The organism is Streptomyces tatrensis (assembly GCF_049310065.1).
In the GTDB taxonomy this organism is placed as follows: domain Bacteria; phylum Actinomycetota; class Actinomycetes; order Streptomycetales; family Streptomycetaceae; genus Streptomyces.
Window position 1 is genome coordinate 1 of sequence record NZ_JBMDLB010000006.1, and the last position, 17,130, is coordinate 17,130.

The window sequence follows — 17,130 nt, forward strand, 5'->3', positions numbered from 1 at the left end:
GGCCCGCTGCGCGGGCCGGGTGAACGGGTGCGGTGCGGGCGGTAGGTGGCGGGGGGGTCAGGCCGCTACGCGGCCGGCGGGCTGGGTCCGCTGCGCTCCCCCATCCCCTGACGGGGCCTTCCGGCTGCGCCGCCAGTCCCCTTGAGGGCCCACTGCGTGGGCCTGGCTGGCAAGGAGGAGAGGGTGGGGGTCGCTCGTACGTGTCGGGTTCCAGTGTAGTGGGTGCATCAGGTTGATGCAGGATGTACCGTTGGTGGAAACACGAGACACCCAACCATCCCAGTAGGCTTATAAGTTCGAGAATAGAATCCCTGGAATTCGGTACCACCAATCAGCCCGTCAGATTGCACCTTTTCTATAGACCACCCTGGACACAAAGTGAATCCCGAGACTGGGAGACCGAATTAAAGGGGCCGAGGGGCGCCAGCCGCGCGACCGCCAGGCCACGCGAGGGGACCGGCTCAAGTCCCTTGCCCCGAGGCCCGTAGCAAGTGCGCCGAGGCACACGTGTGCTCGAGCAGTCGGCCGCGAATGCGACCGAAGGACCTGCCCCAGATTGCTGCGTGTCGGTGGTTGATCACGAACGCGCGGTCCGGTATAACGCGCGCACATGCTCTAGATGGGGAGCGAGATTGATCATCGTCCCAGGTCAGCGCGTTTCAGGGCCGTCGGGAGTATCACCCCGGGGTGATAAATCGAAGGGTCAGTTATCGCCCCGGGGTTATAAAACCACGTCGTTTTGTGCACCAGGGGGACAATCTAACGGGCGGGCACCGCGCGGTCGACTGGTCATATTGTGCACCGGGGGGACATTCTGCGCGGGGTGGTCGTCGTGGTCGCGCGGGAGTCGGCAGGGGGGAGAAATCACCCCCGGGTGATAACGACACGCTGAAAGTGCAGCCAGGGGACATGAAAGTGCACTGGGGGGACAATCCCGTATGCTGCCGTTGCCTGGCCCAACCGATCTTGAGGAGCGGACCACCGCGATGCCTGCACAGCCCCAGCAGCAGCCGCGCCAGAGGCCGGCCTCGCCCGGAGCTCCGCCGCCTCCGCCGCCCAGCGCGTTCCGGGCGCCCGGGGCGCTGCGGCGCACCAACGTGGTCAACCTGCCGGATGGCTACCGAGCCAGTGTCGAGCCGCCCGTCACCAGCGACGGCTTCCTGGGCGAGGACTTCGTCATGGACAGCCAGGCGTTCCTGTGCTGGCTCTCCGACTACTACCGCGACGACATCGTCACCCTCCGGCTGATCATCCGGATGATGGGGATCCAGAAGCCCGGCGGGACGGTGGAAGCGACCCAGAGTGTGCTGGCGACGCTGTTGAAGGTCAAGCAGTCACAGATCTCGCGGTCGCTCAAGGACACCGGGGCCCTCGGGGTAACCGCCAAGGTCAAGGCCGGGCTCTACCAGCTGCACCCGCGGCTGTCGCTGCGGGGCGGCCGGGTGCCGGTGGAGCCGAAGCCGGGTATGCGGGCCCAAGGGTCGCTGAAAGTCGATCAGCTATCGCTGCTGGACGCGATCGAGGACAATCCGAATCTGCCCGAGGTGTTCAAGGAACTGCGGCAGCTCCCGAAGCCATCGGAGAAGCCACTTCGGGAGGACAAGGTGCGCGCCCAGGCCCGCGCTGAGGAGGATGGGACGTCATGACAATCGCTGCGGAGCACCTGGCCCCTGAGTACGTCTGGTCGGCCAACAACGCTCTTGTGTTCGCACCGCGCGGGATGCCGGCGGCCGCGTACCCGGTGCTGCTCCATCTCCTGGGCCGGCAGGAGCCGGGAGGGCGCTGCCTGGTCACCCACGAGATCCTCGCCGCCGAGATCGGCCTCACCCGTTCCAAGGTGACCCGCGGGCTCCAGCATCTCGGCTTCGCCCGGATGGTGTGGAAGGAAGGCAACGGTGCCTACCGCCTCAGCCCCCTGATCGCCGGCTTCCGCACACCCGCCGAGCAACTGCAGGCCATCGGCGCGATGGACGACGACGACCGCTTCGACCACCCGGACTTCCAAGAACGCTACGAGCAGCAGATCGAGGCGTACGAAGAGGAGAAGCAGGCCAAGGCCGCCGAGCGGCAGCGGAGGCTGGAGCCGCCCATCGACCTCGCCGCCCGCCGACGAACCTGAGCCCCGTCCCCAACGAAGCGGCGTTGCACCCCCCGATCCCCAGGGTGCAACGCCTTCTTCATGCCCGCGATCAAGCCGGTATCACTAGCTAAACCGGGTTGTTCTGCAGCAGCAGAACAACCAGCAGGCGAACCCCGCGGTCCGGCATCGGGCGAGAATGGCGGCCGGTAGCACCAGGTGAACCGGGTTGTTCTGGTTCTCCAGAACAACCCGGGCAGGCGTCCGGAAGGACAACCCGTACGAGCGTTCCCGGGACCGGCCGCCGCGAGCCGCCCGCCCGAGCGTCGGCCGGCGCGGTACGAGTCGAGCGTGACGCACAACTTAGGCTTCCACTTCACCCAGGAGCTGGGCAACCAGTTCGGCTCGCCCACCGACAGCTGGCCTGCGAGCGCGGAGCAGGTGACCCCGTTCTTCGCGATCATCGCCCACACGCTGGGCACGAACGGTGCGGTGCGTTGGTTCGAAGCAGCCCGCAGGGCTCATCAGGCTGCAGGCCAGGTCCGGACCTATAACTTCGGCTTCGCCCACTACCTGGACCTGGAGACCGAGGCGCACGAGGATCCCACCCTCGACGTTGTGGCCGCCTTCGAGGCAACGAAGGCGCTGTACGAGGTCACGCGCCGGGACGACGACGTGGACGTCGACGTGTTCTTCGAGTGCGCGCTGCGGGCGTGCTCGCGCAGCAGCGGCCAGCCGAGCAGCACGTCGGTGGCAGCAGTCGTGAACACGTAGCCGCCCCGGGTGCAGCTGCTGTCTGCTGCATGTCGAGCCCGGCCGGGCTTGCCTGCTACACGAGCAGCACCCGTGTGCCGGCCGGGTCGTGCGAATGCTGCGCTGCGCTGCATCCGGGAGATGCCCCTGCAGAGAAGCAACAGGGGGCCGTGCACCCATCATCGCCAGGAGCCGCAGCGCAGAGCAGCACGGTGGTGCTGCACGTGCTGCTGCCGACCGTCGACTGCGCCAGGGCCGGCGGGTCGTCTTGCACCCCAATGTAGGTAAGTACTTGTAGTACCTATCTGCGGGTTGAGTTCCCTTCCCTCTGAGAGCAGAGCTCGGGGCCGGGAACAGGTCAGAGGCAGCCCAGGGGGTACGAGGGCGTGGCGCCGTTTGGTGGCCTTTGGCGAGCGTCAGGTGCTCCTGCGCCCGATTGAACCCCTGTACGGCGCTGTGAGCGCCTTTGAGGCCCTTGTTCACTGCCCGGGGAGCCCGAAGGCCGTCAGAGCGCCTCAGGCAGGCCCACAGCGCCGGGAAGGATCATGTGCGCCGAACGGCGGAGGCCAGTCGATCCGGGGTGAGCGGCGGGTGATGTGTGCCCGCGCGGCGAGCTTCGCCTCAGGGGGAAAGGAACTCAACCGCAGATCGGTACTACAAGTACATACCTACATTGGGGTGCAAGACGGTCTGCGAGGCCGGCTCCGAGTGGTCCGCTCGGTTGCGGCTTCCATAGGAGCGTGTTGCACGGCAGCGTTGCACCACCACGTGTGCAACCCGAGGGTGACGAACGCCGCCGGCGAGTACCGGCTGGCCTGTGCGCACGCAGAAGCTCCGCTCGCGGCCGAACGCCTATCGCAGCGGCAGCTCGACCTCCACCACCAGACTGTTCCGGGCAGTCAGGTAGCCAGTGACTCCGAGCGTCTCCCACATGCGGACGATCCCCTCTCCCAGGGCTTGGAGCCGCGTGTCCGCAGTCGCGAACTCGGACAGCGTGGGAATGACGGGTTGGCGCTCCAACAAGCTGACGATGGGGTCCCAGGCGGCAGCCAGGTAGAGCGAGGTGCCCGAATGCGCAGGGGAGTGGTCGAGGATCCGACCTCGGCCAGCCGTGCGCTCCAGCGCGTCGGCGTAGCCCAGAACTTTCAGGAGGTGGCCGGTCTCGGCGACCAGCTGGTTGAACATCGTGACGTCGTCGATGTCGCCGTTCAGGAAGCAGTCGATCAGGTTCGGCCAGCCAGGATGAACGACTGAGTCCAGCAAGTCAGCAAGCGTGCCGTAGTACCGGTCCTGCATCACGAGTTCGAGGCTGACGGCGATTGAGGGATCGGAGCTGCTGAGCACTCCCGCCCGCTGCAGCCCCTTCATCAAACCGTCGGAGAGCAGCTCGCATCGGTACTCGTCGGCGGCTTCGAAGGCCAAGATCGCAGCGATCTCCGGCAGCGTCTGATCTCGGGTCGGGTAGGGGGGCCGGGTGCCGGCTGCGGCGCGCAGGCGGCCCAGGATGACGTGGCCGTACTCATGGAGGACGGTGTGAATCCACTCAAGCTGGTCGAAGTCGTCACTGGCCTGGGCGCCGACGAACATCTCGACCATGCTGTAATCGCGGTGCACGGCAATCGTTTTGCCACCGACCGTTCCCCCGCCGAGCCGCTCTGGGCTGAAGCCGGCCTCGCGGTCCGTGATGGAGGAAGCAAGATCACCGGAGAGCACGATCGTCAGCTCGAAGGGGGGAGCGTCCCATGCTTCTGCGGCAGCGGAGGCTACAGCGTGGATCACGGGGAGATGGGCAGCAAGGCCGCTTCGGGCTCCGTGCTCCTCGGTCACCGTAAGTGGGTAGTCGTCCACCATCGTCCTGTTCCTGGGTGCTGACGACGCCGGCTCCACGGCGACTGCTGGGCCCGACCGGGACTGCGGCTACACAACCCAGCAGTCTCCGTCGGGCAGAGTATCGGTCGCACTGGTCGCGGGCCGTGCCCGATCGCACTGCCCAGGGACACGGGGTCCGCAGGTTGTTCGAGACTGTGTCAGCAACTGAGACGGCTCATCCCTCCGTGTCGTCGGTGAGCTCCTCCCATAGGACTGCTGCGATCTCACCGGCCGTGAAGGCCTGGCTGTAAGCGCGCAGCGTCCACTCTCTTTCGTCGGTGTCTTCGGGATGCTCCAATAGCCCGGTAAGGGTGCAGAAGACGGCCGCTGTCACCTGCGCCAGAACTCGGCCGAGTTCTTCAGGTGTCAGCTTGTCGAGCTCGCCGAGGCTGTCGATGTGCAGGGTGAGCCTGGTGTCGGCTTCAGTGTGGGCTTCGGTGGCGGAATCAAGTTCGGGGACGTCGATCTTTCCCGGGTCGAACTGTGCCGTGGCCTTCTGTATGAGGTCGCCCCAGCTAGGGGACTGCGTCGGGAGCAAGGGCTTGATGGCCTCCATCCACTGCCGCGTCTGTTCCATCTCTCGGAGCAGGGGGTTCATGTAAGGCGCCCAGGCAGGCGTGAGGTAGGACGGTCCGAGGATGCCTCTCAGGTCGGCCAGCGGGTCGGCGAGGCGAGCTAGCGCCTTGGCACGCCGGTGCATCTGCTGGTGGAATTTCCAGTTCGGGTTCATGTTGCGGATGGTGGCCATACCCGACTCCCTGCTGGTACCGACGCTTTTCTCTTCCACCATGGGCCTGTGCCTATGGATCGTGCACTCTCAGCGAGAGCGGCCGTCTCCGAGCGACGTGGGGCAGCACCTTCTTCCGGCGCGCTTTCTAGAGGTACGAGCAGATGCGCACCAATGGTCCTTCGGTGACAGCCAGCCCATCGGACATTTACCGTGCTCGGCACAAGATCTGGTTTGTAGGCAGGTTCTTGGAATTCGCCACGTCAGAATCGGAAAGAGATTGACGAAACGGCCGTGAAATCCGCGCGGAGGCCATCAGCCCGTGTGCCCCATTCTGTGAAATACGACTCCGTGATGGCCTCAGCGACGATCGGGTGCAGCTCTTCCTCCGTCGCACCGGCGGCCTGGAGCTCCAGGATCTGCTTCACGTAGGTGGGCGAGATGTCCGTGGTGATCTGACGCTCGCGGCCGTCGTCCGAGCTGCCCGTGCATGCGAATCCGAAGTACGCCGTCACCTCCACCATCATCCCCCTGGAGGTAGCCGCCTGTTCGCGCGCCTGTGCTCTGACCTGCGGTTGCCATTCGGATTCGGTCGCTTCCACCAGGGCTGCCTGGAGGCGCTTCTGCGGCTTCGTCAGCTTGCCGGCGATGTAGCGCTCCACCGTCCGGCGTGAGGTGCCCAGGCGCCCCGCCGGGGCCTTCGTGGACCCCTGCTCGCGCGTGCGGGGAAATTTCATGCGTGCCTTTGCCGATTTCGGGGTGGGCCGGGTGAAGAGCTTCCGCTCCGCCCGCGCGAGGGCCTCCAGGACCTTGCTGCGGCGCGGGGCCGGCTGCTGCTGCTGCTCGTGATCGCTCATGTCACCAAGGACGCCACGGTGCCCCTGTGGACAAGGGACGTCGTGGGGAGGCCGGTCGAGGCCGCCGTTGCTGTGGGGGCGAACCATTACCTCTCAAAAGTTGCTGCTCTCGCAGTCGTACCGGTGTATGCCTGGGCAATGAGTGCACGCAATCGAGTGACGATCGAAGCCCTGGACACCCCTCAGCCGGCCGGGGAGTGTCCCAACTGCAAGCTCAATGTCGCCTTCATGCACGCGTCCAGGCGCCAGGTCTGGCCCGAGCTCGTTGAGCTCTCCTTCGGGCGCAGCAGCGGACCTGACCTTCGCAGCCCAGGAGAGCCACATCCACAACCGGACATGTTCCGCGTGGTCGAGCACGTCTTGATGTGCCCCGGCTGCCGGAAGACGTGCGTCCTGCACCAGCAGTTCGGCCCGGACCTCCCTGAAAACCTCGAGATGGTGGGCGAAGCACCCGACGCCAAGGCCAGCAAGGTGCGCTTCACACGGTGCGTGCATCCGGCAGGCGAACCGGGCCAGCTGGCTCCCGAAGCACCCGAGAGTGTGCGTGGCCTGTTCGCCGAGGGCGCCCGATGCGAGCAGGCCGGGGCCCTGCGCGCGGCCGGCGCCATGTACCGTGCCGCGGTCGAGGAACTCTGCGCGGACCGTGGCGCCAATGGGAGGAACTTGATCGCCAAGATCGCAGACCTCGTGAACCGGGGGGTTCCCGCCGAGGTAGTCCGGGACTTGGACGAGGCCCGTCTGCTGGGCAACTGGAGCCTGCACGAGGGACTCAACTTCTCCCACGATGAGGTCGCCGACGTCGCCTCCCTGATCAAGGAGGCTGTATTCCTTCTCTACGTCCAGCCAGAGCAGCGCGCCGCGTTGCGTGCGGCCCGCCAGGCACGACGCGACGGGCATCGCGCGACACCGTGATGACACCACACGGACATTGAGCAGCGCCACGACCCGAGGCGGCCGCAGACCCGGACGAGAGCCGGATCTGCGCCGTGTCGCGGGGCACACTGGTGCCATGGTCGAGATGAGCCCCGGGCAGGCACGTGAATTTTGGAAGGCGCTGCTGGACAACGCTTCCGCCTTGATCGCCGACGCCCACACCCTGCTGGTCGCCGGCTCGTACGGGCGGGCGCGATCTCTCACGGTCTTGGCGCAGGAAGAGCTCGGGAAGGCGCTCTGGATCTATGACGTCTTCCAAGACGCCTGGAGCCAGGGTGACGAGGCACCGCGCAGGGTGGATGCGCTGGCCACCCATGGACGCGACCACGCGAAGAAGTACCTCCAGGCTGTCGTCTTCGGGGACGAGCTCGCGGAGTTCTGGGGTGACTACAGCCGTGTGCGCGCGACGAGCTCGGAGGCCGCCTCGTGGGAGGAGGCCCACCAGCAGCGGCAGGCGGAAGCCGCGACCGCAGCGCGCGAGGCCAACCTCGCCAAGCAGCGTGGTTTCTACGTGGACCGCGATGATGATCAAACGGTTCTTTCGCCGACGGCCATCGAGCCCGGGACGACAGCCGAGGATCTGCAGACCGCGGCGCAGGTGATCGAGATGCTGCTGATCCAAGACCACAGCCGCATGAAATTCGATGCCGTCACGCCATACGACAGCACCAGCCAGCAACAGATCCGCCTGCTGCCGGTCTCCCACCCCGAAGACTGGTCCGCTGCGACAGCAGCGCCTGATCCGGGGACGAAGCACAGTAACCTCCCGCCCGGTCAGTAGGTCGCGTCATGTGCCAGCCGACAGTTGGACGTCGATGTGACCCCACGTACATCACGTGGCGATGCCGTCTACGGATACGCGAGCGAGCCCCGGACAGCGTCGGCCCGGCGCTCGCGGGTTGTTCGGGTACGACCTCTACAGCTGGAACCCCAGGTCGAGCACGTCGTTGATCTGGACTTCCTGGAGGGAGCCGGCGCGGCGGCCGCTGTCCTGGAAGTAGACCTCCTTGAGTGCTTCGGCGGTGAGCTCGCGGAGTCGGTCTTCGCTGGCGCCCTGTTCCTGGGCGTCGAAGAGGCGGGCCGCGTACTGGGGCGGTAGGGCGACGGTGATGTGCCGTTGGCGGTCCTCATCGGTGGATTCCATCGATGCTCCGGCGTAGCCGAGGCGGGCGTGGACGTCGATGACGATGCCTCCGGTTGTCGCCGCCTGCTTCTTCGCCTTGGCCCGGATCTGCGGCTGCCACCGAGCCTTCACCTCGCGCTCCAGGCGCGCGGCGAGGTCCGGGCGGGGCTTCTTGATCTGGTCCTTCACGTACCGCTCGACGGTGCGCTGGGAGACCCGCAGCATCTGGGCGACCTGCTTGGTGCCCTTGTACTGTTTGACCAGGTAGCGCATCTGCGCGCCGGCCGACTTCGGCGCGGGGCGGGTGAACGCCTTCGCCACGGCCTGGTTGAGGCCGTCCCCGAACTCCTTGTTCATCGCGCTCCCTACTCCCCGTTGTCCTTGTCGGTGAGGTTGCCGTCCTTGATGTACCGGGCGAGGTTGAGCTCAGGGGCCTTGAACTGCTCCCGGGCGCCTTCGCCCCACAGCGTGGTCTGGGTGCCCTCGTGCTTCACCAGGCCGGGGTTGACCCCGAGCTTGAACCCGCCCGGGAGCGGCTTCCCGTCGCGGTAGGGCAGGAAGTCCAACGGCGATTCGCCGTCGACGGCGTAGACGACGCAGTCGGAGAGGATCGCGACCGGGTACTGCCCGGTGAACGACGCGTGCTTGACGATCTTGCGGTGCAGGTTAATCCGGGTGCGGGAGATGACGGCCGCGCGGATGTCGGGTCGCCAGGTCGGGCGCTCCAGGGCCCGCCACCGCTCGCCGGACATCCAGCCTTCGCCGCGGGGCCGCTCGCGCAGCTTCCCCAGGCCGCCCTTTACTGTCGCCTTGACCGCCGCGACGACGATCGCCATCTCCGGGTCGCGGCTCTTGTAGCCGTCCATCGCCGCGAGGAAGTCCTCGGGCGACAGGTCGGCGTCGACGCCGAGGTCGGCCATCGTGGAGAGGTAGGCATCGCGCAGCCGGCTGTACCAGCCGTCCAGGTAGCGACCGTTCTCGTACCGCACGTGCGCCTCGGTCGGCGTCACGTCGTACCCGAGCTCCTGGGCGTAGGCGACGGTCGGCGTCGCGTACCAGGCAGGCCCCTCGGGCCGGTCGCCCTTCGGCGTGAACGGGCTGGGCAGCAGCGTGCCGTCCAGCTCCACCCACTCCTTGCCGACCTTCACCCGCGACAGGTCGACATGGCTGAGGTCGACCAGCCAGCTTCCCGGAAGCTTCGCGTCGAACACCGGGTTCTTGACGTGCGTCGGCGCGCCCAGGCCGACCACCAGTCCGTTGGCTCCGGCGGCGAACGCCATGTTGACGTCCAGGCCAACCAGGTTGCTGCGCAGGCATTCGTCGTCGGTGAGCGGGCGCGCCCAGTCGTACGCCTCCTCGAACAGCTTCTCCACAGGTCCCCGAACGTGGAAGCGGGGGAGGTCCGCCAGGAGCGGGTGGCCGTCGGGGGCTTCGCACGGCGCGCAGTCCACCGGGTCCTTGCCGAGCGAGCCGGGGGTCTTGTCGTCGGCCTGCCGCAGGGCGCCGGTCTCTTCATCGCGTACGGCGTAGGTCGGCGGGTGCAGGGCGGTCATGAGCTCGAGGCCGGTGACGGCGGTGGAGCCGCGCGGCGTCATCACCCTGGCCGCGTACGTGCCCAGGACGCGGGCGAGCTCCGCCGGCGGCAGCTGCCCGGCGGCGCCCCAGAACCGGGTGTCCAGCGCGTTCCACGACGGGATGCACAGTTGGACGCACTGGCGGTCGGAGCCCTTGGCGGGGCGGTAGATCCGCGCCCACGGGCCGAACCCGCGCTTGGTGAGCCGCCAGTCGGCGCGGGTCAGCTGCTTGATGACCTTGTGGCCCTCCGGGATCCGCCCGGCGATCCGCTCCTCCTCGGTGAGGGTCACCGGGAGGCCATAGCGCTCGCACGCGGCCGCGGTGAGCACGACCAGCGGGTCGGCCGGCCTTCCCGGCCCGGACAGCTTCGGCTGACCGAGTTTCGCCTCCTTGAGGGTCCAGTCGACCAGGGACGGCAGGCTCTTGGCGGGCACGTCCAGGACCAGGCCGCCGACGCAGTACGCCAGCACCTTCCCGTCCTCGACGTCGACGACCGCCAGCGGCCCGTTCTCGAACCGCGGGTCCGTCTCACCCGTCGGGGCCTCGGCCGGGGCCGCCTTCTTCGCCCCGGGGCGGGGCGACGTCGACGCCGTCGGCCTGGTGGTGGGCGCCGAACGCGGCGCGGCCTCCGGAGCAGCTGCGGAAGGAGCGGGGGTGGAGCTGGTCTGGGTGTTCTCGGTTGCAGTCATGTCCGCAGCCTCGGGCGCCGGACCTGGGGACAGCGGCCGTGCTTCCGCCGGGGTGGGCACGGCGGTGAACGTGGCCGGCACCGCGGCGGCAGAGACGGGGGCGGCCGCGTCGGCCGGGGCCGGGTAGAGCTCCGCAAGCTGCTTCAGCAGCCGGGCGTACGCGTCGCGTTCCGGCGGCCGCGGTTCCGTCTTGCCGGACTCCCACCCGGACACCGTGGCGCGGCGCACCTTCAGCGCGGTGGCCACTTCGTCGATCGTCAGCCCGTGCGCGGCCCGCAGCCGCCTGCGCTCCGCCGGGGGCGGCAGTACGGAGCGGGACGCGACCAGCGCGTCGACCGCAGCGAACAACTCGGACATGGAACACCTCCTTCATAGATTCTAGCGCGTGGAACGAACGAATGCCGTACGTTTGCCGTACGAACTGCGTACGGAGCTGTGGAGGGGTGCGTTGAGAGACGAGGAGGTCGTTCCGGTCGTGCTGGCCGAGCGACAGCACGAGGAGATCCTGATGACGGAGATCCTGCCGACCTGGACCGCGCACGCCGTCCCGCAGGACCAGCCGGTGGTCATCGTCGTCGCAGGACCGGCGGGCGCCGGGAAGTCCCGGCTATGCGACCTCCTGCTGGCGGTTCTCGCCCAACGGGGCGGCGCCGTGCTGATCGGCCGCGACCTCTACAAGGCGGCCCACCCCCGATACGACGCCCTCATGCGCGAAGACGACCTCACGGCCGGTGTGCGAGTGCGCCCGGACGTTCTGCGATGGCAATCCGAGGTCGAGGCGCACGTACGCCGGGAACGCTTCGACGCGGTGCTGGAAGCCCCGATCGCGGATCTGACGGAGGCCCTTGCGTCGGCGCGCGTCTGGCGTACGGAGGGCTACCGCATCGAGGTGGTGGCGCTGGCCACTTCGGAGGCCGAGGCGCAGCTCAGCGGGTTAGACCGGTACCTGACGCAGGTCGACGAGGAGGGCGTTGGCCGGTCCGTGTCCTGGGGCAACCTCGATCAGTGCACGCGAAACCTGCCCCTGTTCTTGGAAGCCGTCGAGGCTGAGCGGCTGGCGGACCAGGTGACGGTGGTCCGGCGCGGGCTTCACGTCCTGTACCGCAACGAGCTCACCGCGGACGGAACGTCCTGGCGCCACGAGGAGGGCGCGCCCGAAGCACTGACGGCGGAGTGGGGCCGGCCGTGGACCGCGCCGGAGACCTGGCAGTTCCGGCGCCGCCTGACCAGTACGGAGCAGCGGTTGCACCCGGCCGTGCTCGCACCGGAGCGCCGCCTCGCGGTGGCCGGCGGGCTGGAGCGCGCCTTCGCCTTGGCCGAGCCAGTGCGCCGCATCGCCCAGCCGCTCACCGTGCCGCCCGGCGTCGACTACCACCGCCTGTCGGCCAGCGAGCACCGATGGATCTTCGACGAGCTGTACGCCCCGATGTTCCTGAGTGCCATCACTCCGCAGGACGACCCCGTCAGCCTGTACGTGATGGGCGAACAGGGGTCGGGGAAGTCGTACATGGCCCGCATGCTGCGCCGGGCGTTACGCCAGCGCAAGCCCATCAAAATCGAGGGCGGCCGCTTCAAGATGCTCCACCCCGACTACCTCCGGCTCCTGGAGGAGGAGCCGCGTACCGCGTCGGCGCGGATCCGGCCGGACTACCGGGCGTGGCAGGAGATGGCCGAGGCGTACGTCCGGGCGCGCTGCGGGGACATGCTGATCGAGATCGCCCCGGACAGTGTCAGCCACTTCCTGAACGGCGCGCGGCGCGACCACCGGGCGGGCCGGCGTGTGGAGCTCGTCGTGATCGGGGGGCGCGCGGCGGACAGCAGGCTGGGGACCGCGACCCGGTGCGCGGAGATCGCCAACCTGGGCGTCCGGCCGTCGCGGTTCACCGCGACGGCCGCCCACGCCGCGATGGTCGCCATCATGCCCACCGTGGCCGACGCCGCCGAACGCTCCCCGTTCGTACACCGCATCTCCGTGGTCCGCCGGGACCTGACCCCGGTCTACCTCAACGAGCGCGCCCCGGACGGCACCTTGAGCGGACCGCCCCGGGCCGGCGCCGTGGTCGAGGCCGAACAGCGCCGCCCATACACGCCAGCAGAGGCGGCCCAGCTCCTCGCCACACTCAAGCGATTGGACAGGGAGCTGCCGCAATACCGGTCGGATCTGGTCGAGATCGCCGCGCTGGCCTGGCCCCTGATGCCCACCCACCTGCAGCCGCGCACCATCCCCTTCACGACCACCACGGCCCAGCTGCCCGTTCTGCAGCACGCGTCCGGCTACTGGCCGCCCAGTTCCTGGGCTCGGGCGGCGTAGCGGGCCGCGATCTCGGCCACCTCCTCCGAGCTGGCATCTTCCTCAAGCGCGAGCAGATCGGCGGCGCACACCGCCAGCTCCGCCTTCAGCGTCTTCAGGCGCTCGGAGCCGGGGCCGACGGAGCCCTGCTCGTCCCTGATCTGTGCCATGTACCAGGCCCTCACCTTCTCCACTAGATACGTGGTGGCCTCGGGACTTACATGCTCTGACAAGGGATTTCCTTCATGTACTCGGAGGGGACGGGGCGCCATTGTCTCTGGCCGGGACGATGTGAGAGCGACGCCCGCATTGCGAAAGGTGGCCACACCGCACGCCCCAGGCCATACGGTTGATACCGCCGATGATCATTCTGGGGGGACCGACCGTGGCCGACCTGCGTGCGCTGTTCAGCTCCAACGACCCGTCGTCGTTCGATGTCGCGGAGGCGTTCACCGACCGGCACGGCCAGTGGGTCCTGGTGGCCGCCGCGCTGGAGGAACACCTGCGCCGCATCGCCGCGCCGTCCTTCGACGTGGAGGACCTCGAAACCTCCCGCAGTAACCTGATCGTCTTTCACGGTGTGGGCGGTGTCGGGAAGTCGACGCTGCTCCGCAAGATCGAGGCCGCGCTCACAGCCGCCGAGCAGCGCCCCGAACAGTGGGGCGCTCCCACCTGGACGGACCGGGTGCTGCCCATCCGGATCGACCTGGCGAGGGCCGCGTCGACCGGAGCGGATTTCGAGCGCGTCGTCCTGACGATCCGCCTCGCGCTCGCCGCGGCCCTGGGAAGGCCGATGCCGTCCTTCGACATGGCGTTGCGGAACTACTGGGAGCACGTGCACCCCGGTGAACCGCTGGATGAGTACATCCGGCGGTCCGGGCTGGCCGGGAAGTTCGCGGACATGCTGCCCCAGCAGTTGCAGGCCGGAGTGGGTGAGGTCGCCGCCGCTCTGGCGCTGCCCGGTCTGGTCGGCTCGGCCGCCGGACAGCTCACCTCGGCGCTGGTGAACGCACTGCGCGAGCGGCACGAACGCGCCCATGCCCTGGCCGGCGCCACCCGGACGGCAGCCCTGCTGGAAGCCACCCCTGACCTGGAGGCACTGTCCTACTATCCGCACCTGCTGGCCTGGGACCTGAGCCGGCTGCCCACGAAGAAGCGCATCGTCCCGGTGGTCCTGCTGGACACCTTCGAGGACACCGCAGACCGCCACCGGGACTTCGAGCGGCTGCTGCAGCGCCTGGTCTGGCTCATGCCCGGCACCTTCTTCGTCATCGGCGGCCGCAGCCGGCTGCCGTGGGCGGACCCCGCGCTGCACGGCCAGCTCGACTGGACCGGCCCCATCGCCTGGCCCGGCCTGGCCGCCTCCTCCACCTTCGTGACGGTCCCGCAGCCGCGGGCAGCCGGCTCCGGCGACCGGCAGTATCTGATCGGCGACCTCTCCCCCGAGGACTGCGAGACCCACCTCGCCCGCCGCCTGGTCCAAGACGGCCAACCCCTCATCGGCGCCGACATCCGGGCCGCGATCACCGCCCGCTCCCACGGCCTGCCCCTCCACCTCGACCTCGCCGTCTCCCGCTTCCTGGAGATCCGCCGCACCGGCCGCACCCCCACCCCGGCCGACTTCGACTGCACCTTCCCCGCCCTCCTGGCACGCACCCTGTCCGACCTCACCCCCGAAGAACGCCACCTGCTGCGCAGCGTCGCCCTGCTGGACGCCTTCGACCTCGACCTGGCCACCCGCACCGCCGGCCTCGCCCAGCAGGCTCCGGCCCGGCGCCTGGTGGAGCGGCCCCTGGTCAACGAGAACCCGTACGCCCTGTGGCCGTACCACCTGCACCGTGCGATCCGCAGCGCCGTCCGCAACGACGACCACAGTGACGACCGCTGGACACCAGCCGACTGGAACCAGGCCGCCAACCGCGCCCTGGCCGCCCTCGGCGACCAGTGGGCCAGTGCCACCACGCTCGGTCCCAGCCGCATGCTCCTGGTCGCCTGCCTGCGCCAGGGCCTGCGCCTGGCCCGCGAACACCACCTGAGCGATCTGGGGTGGCTCACCGCCGCCGCCCACGCATACACCGACGACTCTGTGTGGGAGCCCCTCTCCCTGCCCACCGACACCAGCACCGAACCGGCGCCGGACACGCCCGCCGACGCCCTGGCCGAGCTCCTCACGACGATCGCCCGCCGCCAGCACGAACACCGTCAGCGCACCGCCGACCGGCTCACTGCCGTTCTCGACAGCGGCCTGCTGCCCGCCGAACTCGCCGAAATGGGCCTGTACTACCGGGCCAAGGCGTACAAGGACCTCAGCCTCAACGACGCCGCCCGTGCCGGGATGCAGCAGGTGGCAGACTCGGGCGGCCGGTACGCTCCCCGGGCCCAGCGCGGTCTGGCCAACCTGGCACGCCTGTCCGGTGACTTCCCCACCGCACTCGCCGCCGTCCCCACCCTGGGCTGGAAAGGCCGCCACCACCGAGTCCTCGGCGACATCCGCTGGTCCCAGGGCGACACCGGCCGCGCCGTAGCCGCCTTCGAAGCCGGCCGCGCCGAAGCCGAACAGCACAGTGCTGCCGGCGAGCGCGCCATGATGCAGGTCCGCCTCGCACTGGCCGTCTCCTTCGCCGACCCTGTCCGGGCCGACGACGAACTCGCCCTCGCCCACCAGCTCCTCGACGGCCTTGACCAGCGCTCCAACACCCTCCTCGCGCACACCGTCGCCCTGATCAAGGACGCAGGAACGCATGGCGTTCCCGACCGCGCCCAGAGCCTGCACAACGACATCGAGGCCGCCGGACTCCCGTTCCTTCACCGGTTCGTGAAACTCGCGACCGCCTTCCACCACGCCGTCTGCGGCGAACACCAGGACCTGGCCGCCACCATCGCCCGCCTGCGCGAACTCACGGTCAGCGGCGACTTCGCGTACTTCGTCGACGTCGCCCACTTCATGGCCAGCCTGCCCCTGCCGGGGCCCTCTGTCATCCGCTGGACCGAGAGCGAAGAACACGTCCGTTCCTCGTGGCGCCACCTGGTGGAGGCCCGGCAGGAACACCTGCGCGCCGGAAACTGACCGCCCTGGGCAAGCACGAGGCCCCGGACCAGCAGCTGGTTCGGGGCCGTCGTCGTGGGGTCCGCCAGCACCAGGGCCCGACAAAACAAACGGTCCGCATGCCGACCGGCGTGCGGACCAAACGAGAGAGGGGCAGTGGCCGACGATGGCGAGTGCCCCTTCAAGTAGGGCCCGACTTATGCCCGAACGCGGCGAATCCGAAGTGAACTGGCCTCGCGTTGCCCCTGCGGGCGGGCTATGCGCGGGGCGGTGGCCAAGGCCGGTGCCCCGGCACCACGGCTACTCCGTCAGGCGCGCCATGAAGGCCGGGGCGAGGGCCCGGACGCGGTCCTCTTCGAGGGAGCCCGCGAGCGCCTTGACAGCCATCTCAACGCCGGGGGTAGCACGCCCGCCGAAGAGCTGACGCAGCATTTCCAGCCCGTCCACTGCAACGGCACCCACGCGCGGATCGTCGCGCAGCACGGCGAATGTGTCCGAGACCTGTCGCGCCCGGGTGGTCATCATGATGCGCAGGACGTCACCGGCATCCTTGTCGGTCAGGCGGTCCGGACGCGTCTCGGCCTCGCGGAGCCGGTCGGTGATCTTGAAGGCTTTGGCTACGAGGAGAGCCGCGGGGCCGGCGACGTTGACCGTGATCGACCGGTCATCGGCGGGGTCGAGGCTGGCGACGGACAGGGGCGAGCGGTCCACGGCGGCGACCTCAAGGCCCGGGGTCCAGCGTGCTGACATTACGCCGTGTGGGGGGATCTTGGCGCTGCGGCGCCCGTTCTCGCGGGAGAGCTGCTTGGGAATGAGGAGATCCAACTCTACCGGCACAATCCGGTCGCCCACGGTCTCCTGCCGTACCCAGAGCCCGGGTTCGTTCTTCAACTTCAAGGTAAAGCCGGCCTCACGCAGGGATGCGTCGAGAAGGGGCTGGTCCTCAAGGAGAGCCGGGTCGATGCTCAAGTCGCCGTCGGAGGTGAAGGGCGAGTTGCGGATCGCCGCGTCCGGAGTGCGCAGGTAGACAGCCTGCGCACCCACAACCGTCAGAGCATCGAGGTGAGGGCTCAACGCAACCAGCCCGTCGAGGAGAACACGTCGGGCCACCACCGTCAGCTGATCGGGGTCGACGCCCTCCGGGACCTGTGACATGGTGCCTCGCGCTCTCGTTGCCTGTGTCCTGCGTTG

14 protein-coding genes are annotated in these 17,130 nt (G+C 68.7%); 7 read left to right on the forward strand and 7 right to left on the reverse strand.

Going from position 1 to position 17,130, the window contains the following annotated elements; genetic code table 11:
* Positions 1-986: 986 nt before the first annotated feature.
* The 3 genes from ACODT5_RS03125 (at position 987) to ACODT5_RS03135 (ending at position 2,851) form a co-directional block, all read left to right on the forward strand.
* Positions 987-1,646, forward strand: a complete 660-nt coding sequence (locus tag ACODT5_RS03125) for a hypothetical protein (RefSeq protein ID WP_422517630.1) — start codon at positions 987-989, stop codon at positions 1,644-1,646.
* Entirely contained in the window at positions 1,643-2,119 is a 477-nt protein-coding gene (locus ACODT5_RS03130) for a hypothetical protein (RefSeq protein ID WP_422517631.1), read from the forward strand. The genes ACODT5_RS03125 and ACODT5_RS03130 overlap by 4 nt, the downstream gene beginning before the upstream one ends.
* Positions 2,120-2,428: 309 nt before the next feature.
* On the forward strand, positions 2,429-2,851 hold the full coding sequence (locus tag ACODT5_RS03135; protein WP_422517632.1) for a hypothetical protein: 423 nt from the start codon (positions 2,429-2,431) through the stop codon (positions 2,849-2,851).
* Positions 2,852-3,682: 831 nt separating this feature from the next.
* On the opposite strand, the gene ACODT5_RS03140 is transcribed toward ACODT5_RS03135, so the two are convergent.
* From ACODT5_RS03140 to tpg (ACODT5_RS03150), 3 genes are all read right to left on the reverse strand, one after another.
* Positions 3,683-4,681, reverse strand: a complete 999-nt coding sequence (locus ACODT5_RS03140; RefSeq protein ID WP_422517633.1) for a hypothetical protein — start codon at positions 4,679-4,681, stop codon at positions 3,683-3,685.
* A gap of 193 nt (positions 4,682-4,874) precedes the next feature.
* Positions 4,875-5,447 carry a hypothetical protein gene (locus ACODT5_RS03145; protein ID WP_422517634.1) on the reverse strand — a complete coding sequence of 191 codons (573 nt, stop codon included), beginning with the start codon at positions 5,445-5,447 and terminating at the stop codon, positions 4,875-4,877.
* A 242-nt stretch (positions 5,448-5,689) separates the two neighbouring features.
* Positions 5,690-6,283, reverse strand: coding sequence for a telomere-protecting terminal protein Tpg (tpg, locus tag ACODT5_RS03150; protein WP_422517635.1), 594 nt, complete (start codon positions 6,281-6,283; stop codon positions 5,690-5,692).
* 156 nt (positions 6,284-6,439) lie between these two features.
* On the opposite strand from tpg (ACODT5_RS03150), the gene ACODT5_RS03155 reads away from it, so the two are divergent.
* Positions 6,440-7,195, forward strand: a complete 756-nt coding sequence (locus ACODT5_RS03155) for a DUF4145 domain-containing protein (protein WP_422517636.1) — start codon at positions 6,440-6,442, stop codon at positions 7,193-7,195.
* A gap of 97 nt (positions 7,196-7,292) precedes the next feature.
* Entirely contained in the window at positions 7,293-7,997 is a 705-nt protein-coding gene (locus tag ACODT5_RS03160) for an AbiV family abortive infection protein (protein ID WP_422517637.1), read from the forward strand.
* Positions 7,998-8,132: 135 nt separating this feature from the next.
* On the opposite strand, the gene tpg (ACODT5_RS03165) is transcribed toward ACODT5_RS03160, so the two are convergent.
* Together tpg (ACODT5_RS03165) and tap are read right to left on the reverse strand one after the other, a co-directional pair.
* Complete coding sequence (tpg, locus tag ACODT5_RS03165) at positions 8,133-8,696, reverse strand: telomere-protecting terminal protein Tpg (RefSeq protein WP_422517638.1); 564 nt, start codon at positions 8,694-8,696, stop codon at positions 8,133-8,135.
* An 8-nt stretch (positions 8,697-8,704) separates the two neighbouring features.
* Positions 8,705-10,960 (reverse strand): telomere-associated protein Tap, encoded by a 2,256-nt coding sequence (gene tap / locus ACODT5_RS03170; protein WP_422517639.1) that lies wholly within the window; start codon positions 10,958-10,960, stop codon positions 8,705-8,707.
* Positions 10,961-10,988: 28 nt separating this feature from the next.
* Here tap and ACODT5_RS03175 point away from each other — a divergent pair, with 28 nt between their 5' ends.
* Positions 10,989-12,914, forward strand: a complete 1,926-nt coding sequence (locus tag ACODT5_RS03175) for a zeta toxin family protein (RefSeq protein WP_422517640.1) — start codon at positions 10,989-10,991, stop codon at positions 12,912-12,914.
* On the opposite strand, the gene ACODT5_RS03180 is transcribed toward ACODT5_RS03175, so the two are convergent.
* Positions 12,878-13,126, reverse strand: coding sequence for a hypothetical protein (locus ACODT5_RS03180; RefSeq protein ID WP_422517641.1), 249 nt, complete (start codon positions 13,124-13,126; stop codon positions 12,878-12,880). The two genes, ACODT5_RS03175 and ACODT5_RS03180, sit on opposite strands and share 37 nt — an antisense overlap.
* 128 nt (positions 13,127-13,254) lie before the next feature.
* Here ACODT5_RS03180 and ACODT5_RS03185 point away from each other — a divergent pair, with 128 nt between their 5' ends.
* Positions 13,255-15,960: a YfgM family protein gene (locus tag ACODT5_RS03185; RefSeq protein WP_422517642.1), complete on the forward strand. Its 2,706-nt coding sequence runs from the start codon at positions 13,255-13,257 to the stop codon at positions 15,958-15,960.
* Positions 15,961-16,239: 279 nt separating this feature from the next.
* On the opposite strand, the gene ACODT5_RS03190 is transcribed toward ACODT5_RS03185, so the two are convergent.
* On the reverse strand, positions 16,240-17,094 hold the full coding sequence (locus ACODT5_RS03190; protein WP_422517643.1) for a hypothetical protein: 855 nt from the start codon (positions 17,092-17,094) through the stop codon (positions 16,240-16,242).
* Between the last annotated feature and the right edge of the window lie 36 nt (positions 17,095-17,130).

Excerpts from the sequence above, each read along its gene's own strand:
- ACODT5_RS03125 (WP_422517630.1), top strand. The coding sequence starts at position 987 with ATGCCTGCACAGCCCCAGCAGCAGCCGCGCCAGAGGCCGGCCTCGCCC.
- ACODT5_RS03130 (WP_422517631.1), top strand. The coding sequence starts at position 1,643 with ATGACAATCGCTGCGGAGCACCTGGCCCCTGAGTACGTCTGGTCGGCC.
- ACODT5_RS03140 (WP_422517633.1), bottom strand. The coding sequence starts at position 4,681 with ATGGTGGACGACTACCCACTTACGGTGACCGAGGAGCACGGAGCCCGA.
- ACODT5_RS03145 (WP_422517634.1), bottom strand. The coding sequence starts at position 5,447 with ATGGCCACCATCCGCAACATGAACCCGAACTGGAAATTCCACCAGCAG.
- tpg (WP_422517635.1), bottom strand. The coding sequence starts at position 6,283 with ATGAGCGATCACGAGCAGCAGCAGCAGCCGGCCCCGCGCCGCAGCAAG.
- ACODT5_RS03160 (WP_422517637.1), top strand. The coding sequence starts at position 7,293 with ATGGTCGAGATGAGCCCCGGGCAGGCACGTGAATTTTGGAAGGCGCTG.
- tpg (WP_422517638.1), bottom strand. The coding sequence starts at position 8,696 with ATGAACAAGGAGTTCGGGGACGGCCTCAACCAGGCCGTGGCGAAGGCG.
- tap (WP_422517639.1), bottom strand. The coding sequence starts at position 10,960 with ATGTCCGAGTTGTTCGCTGCGGTCGACGCGCTGGTCGCGTCCCGCTCC.
- ACODT5_RS03185 (WP_422517642.1), top strand. The coding sequence starts at position 13,255 with ATGATCATTCTGGGGGGACCGACCGTGGCCGACCTGCGTGCGCTGTTC.
- ACODT5_RS03190 (WP_422517643.1), bottom strand. The coding sequence starts at position 17,094 with ATGTCACAGGTCCCGGAGGGCGTCGACCCCGATCAGCTGACGGTGGTG.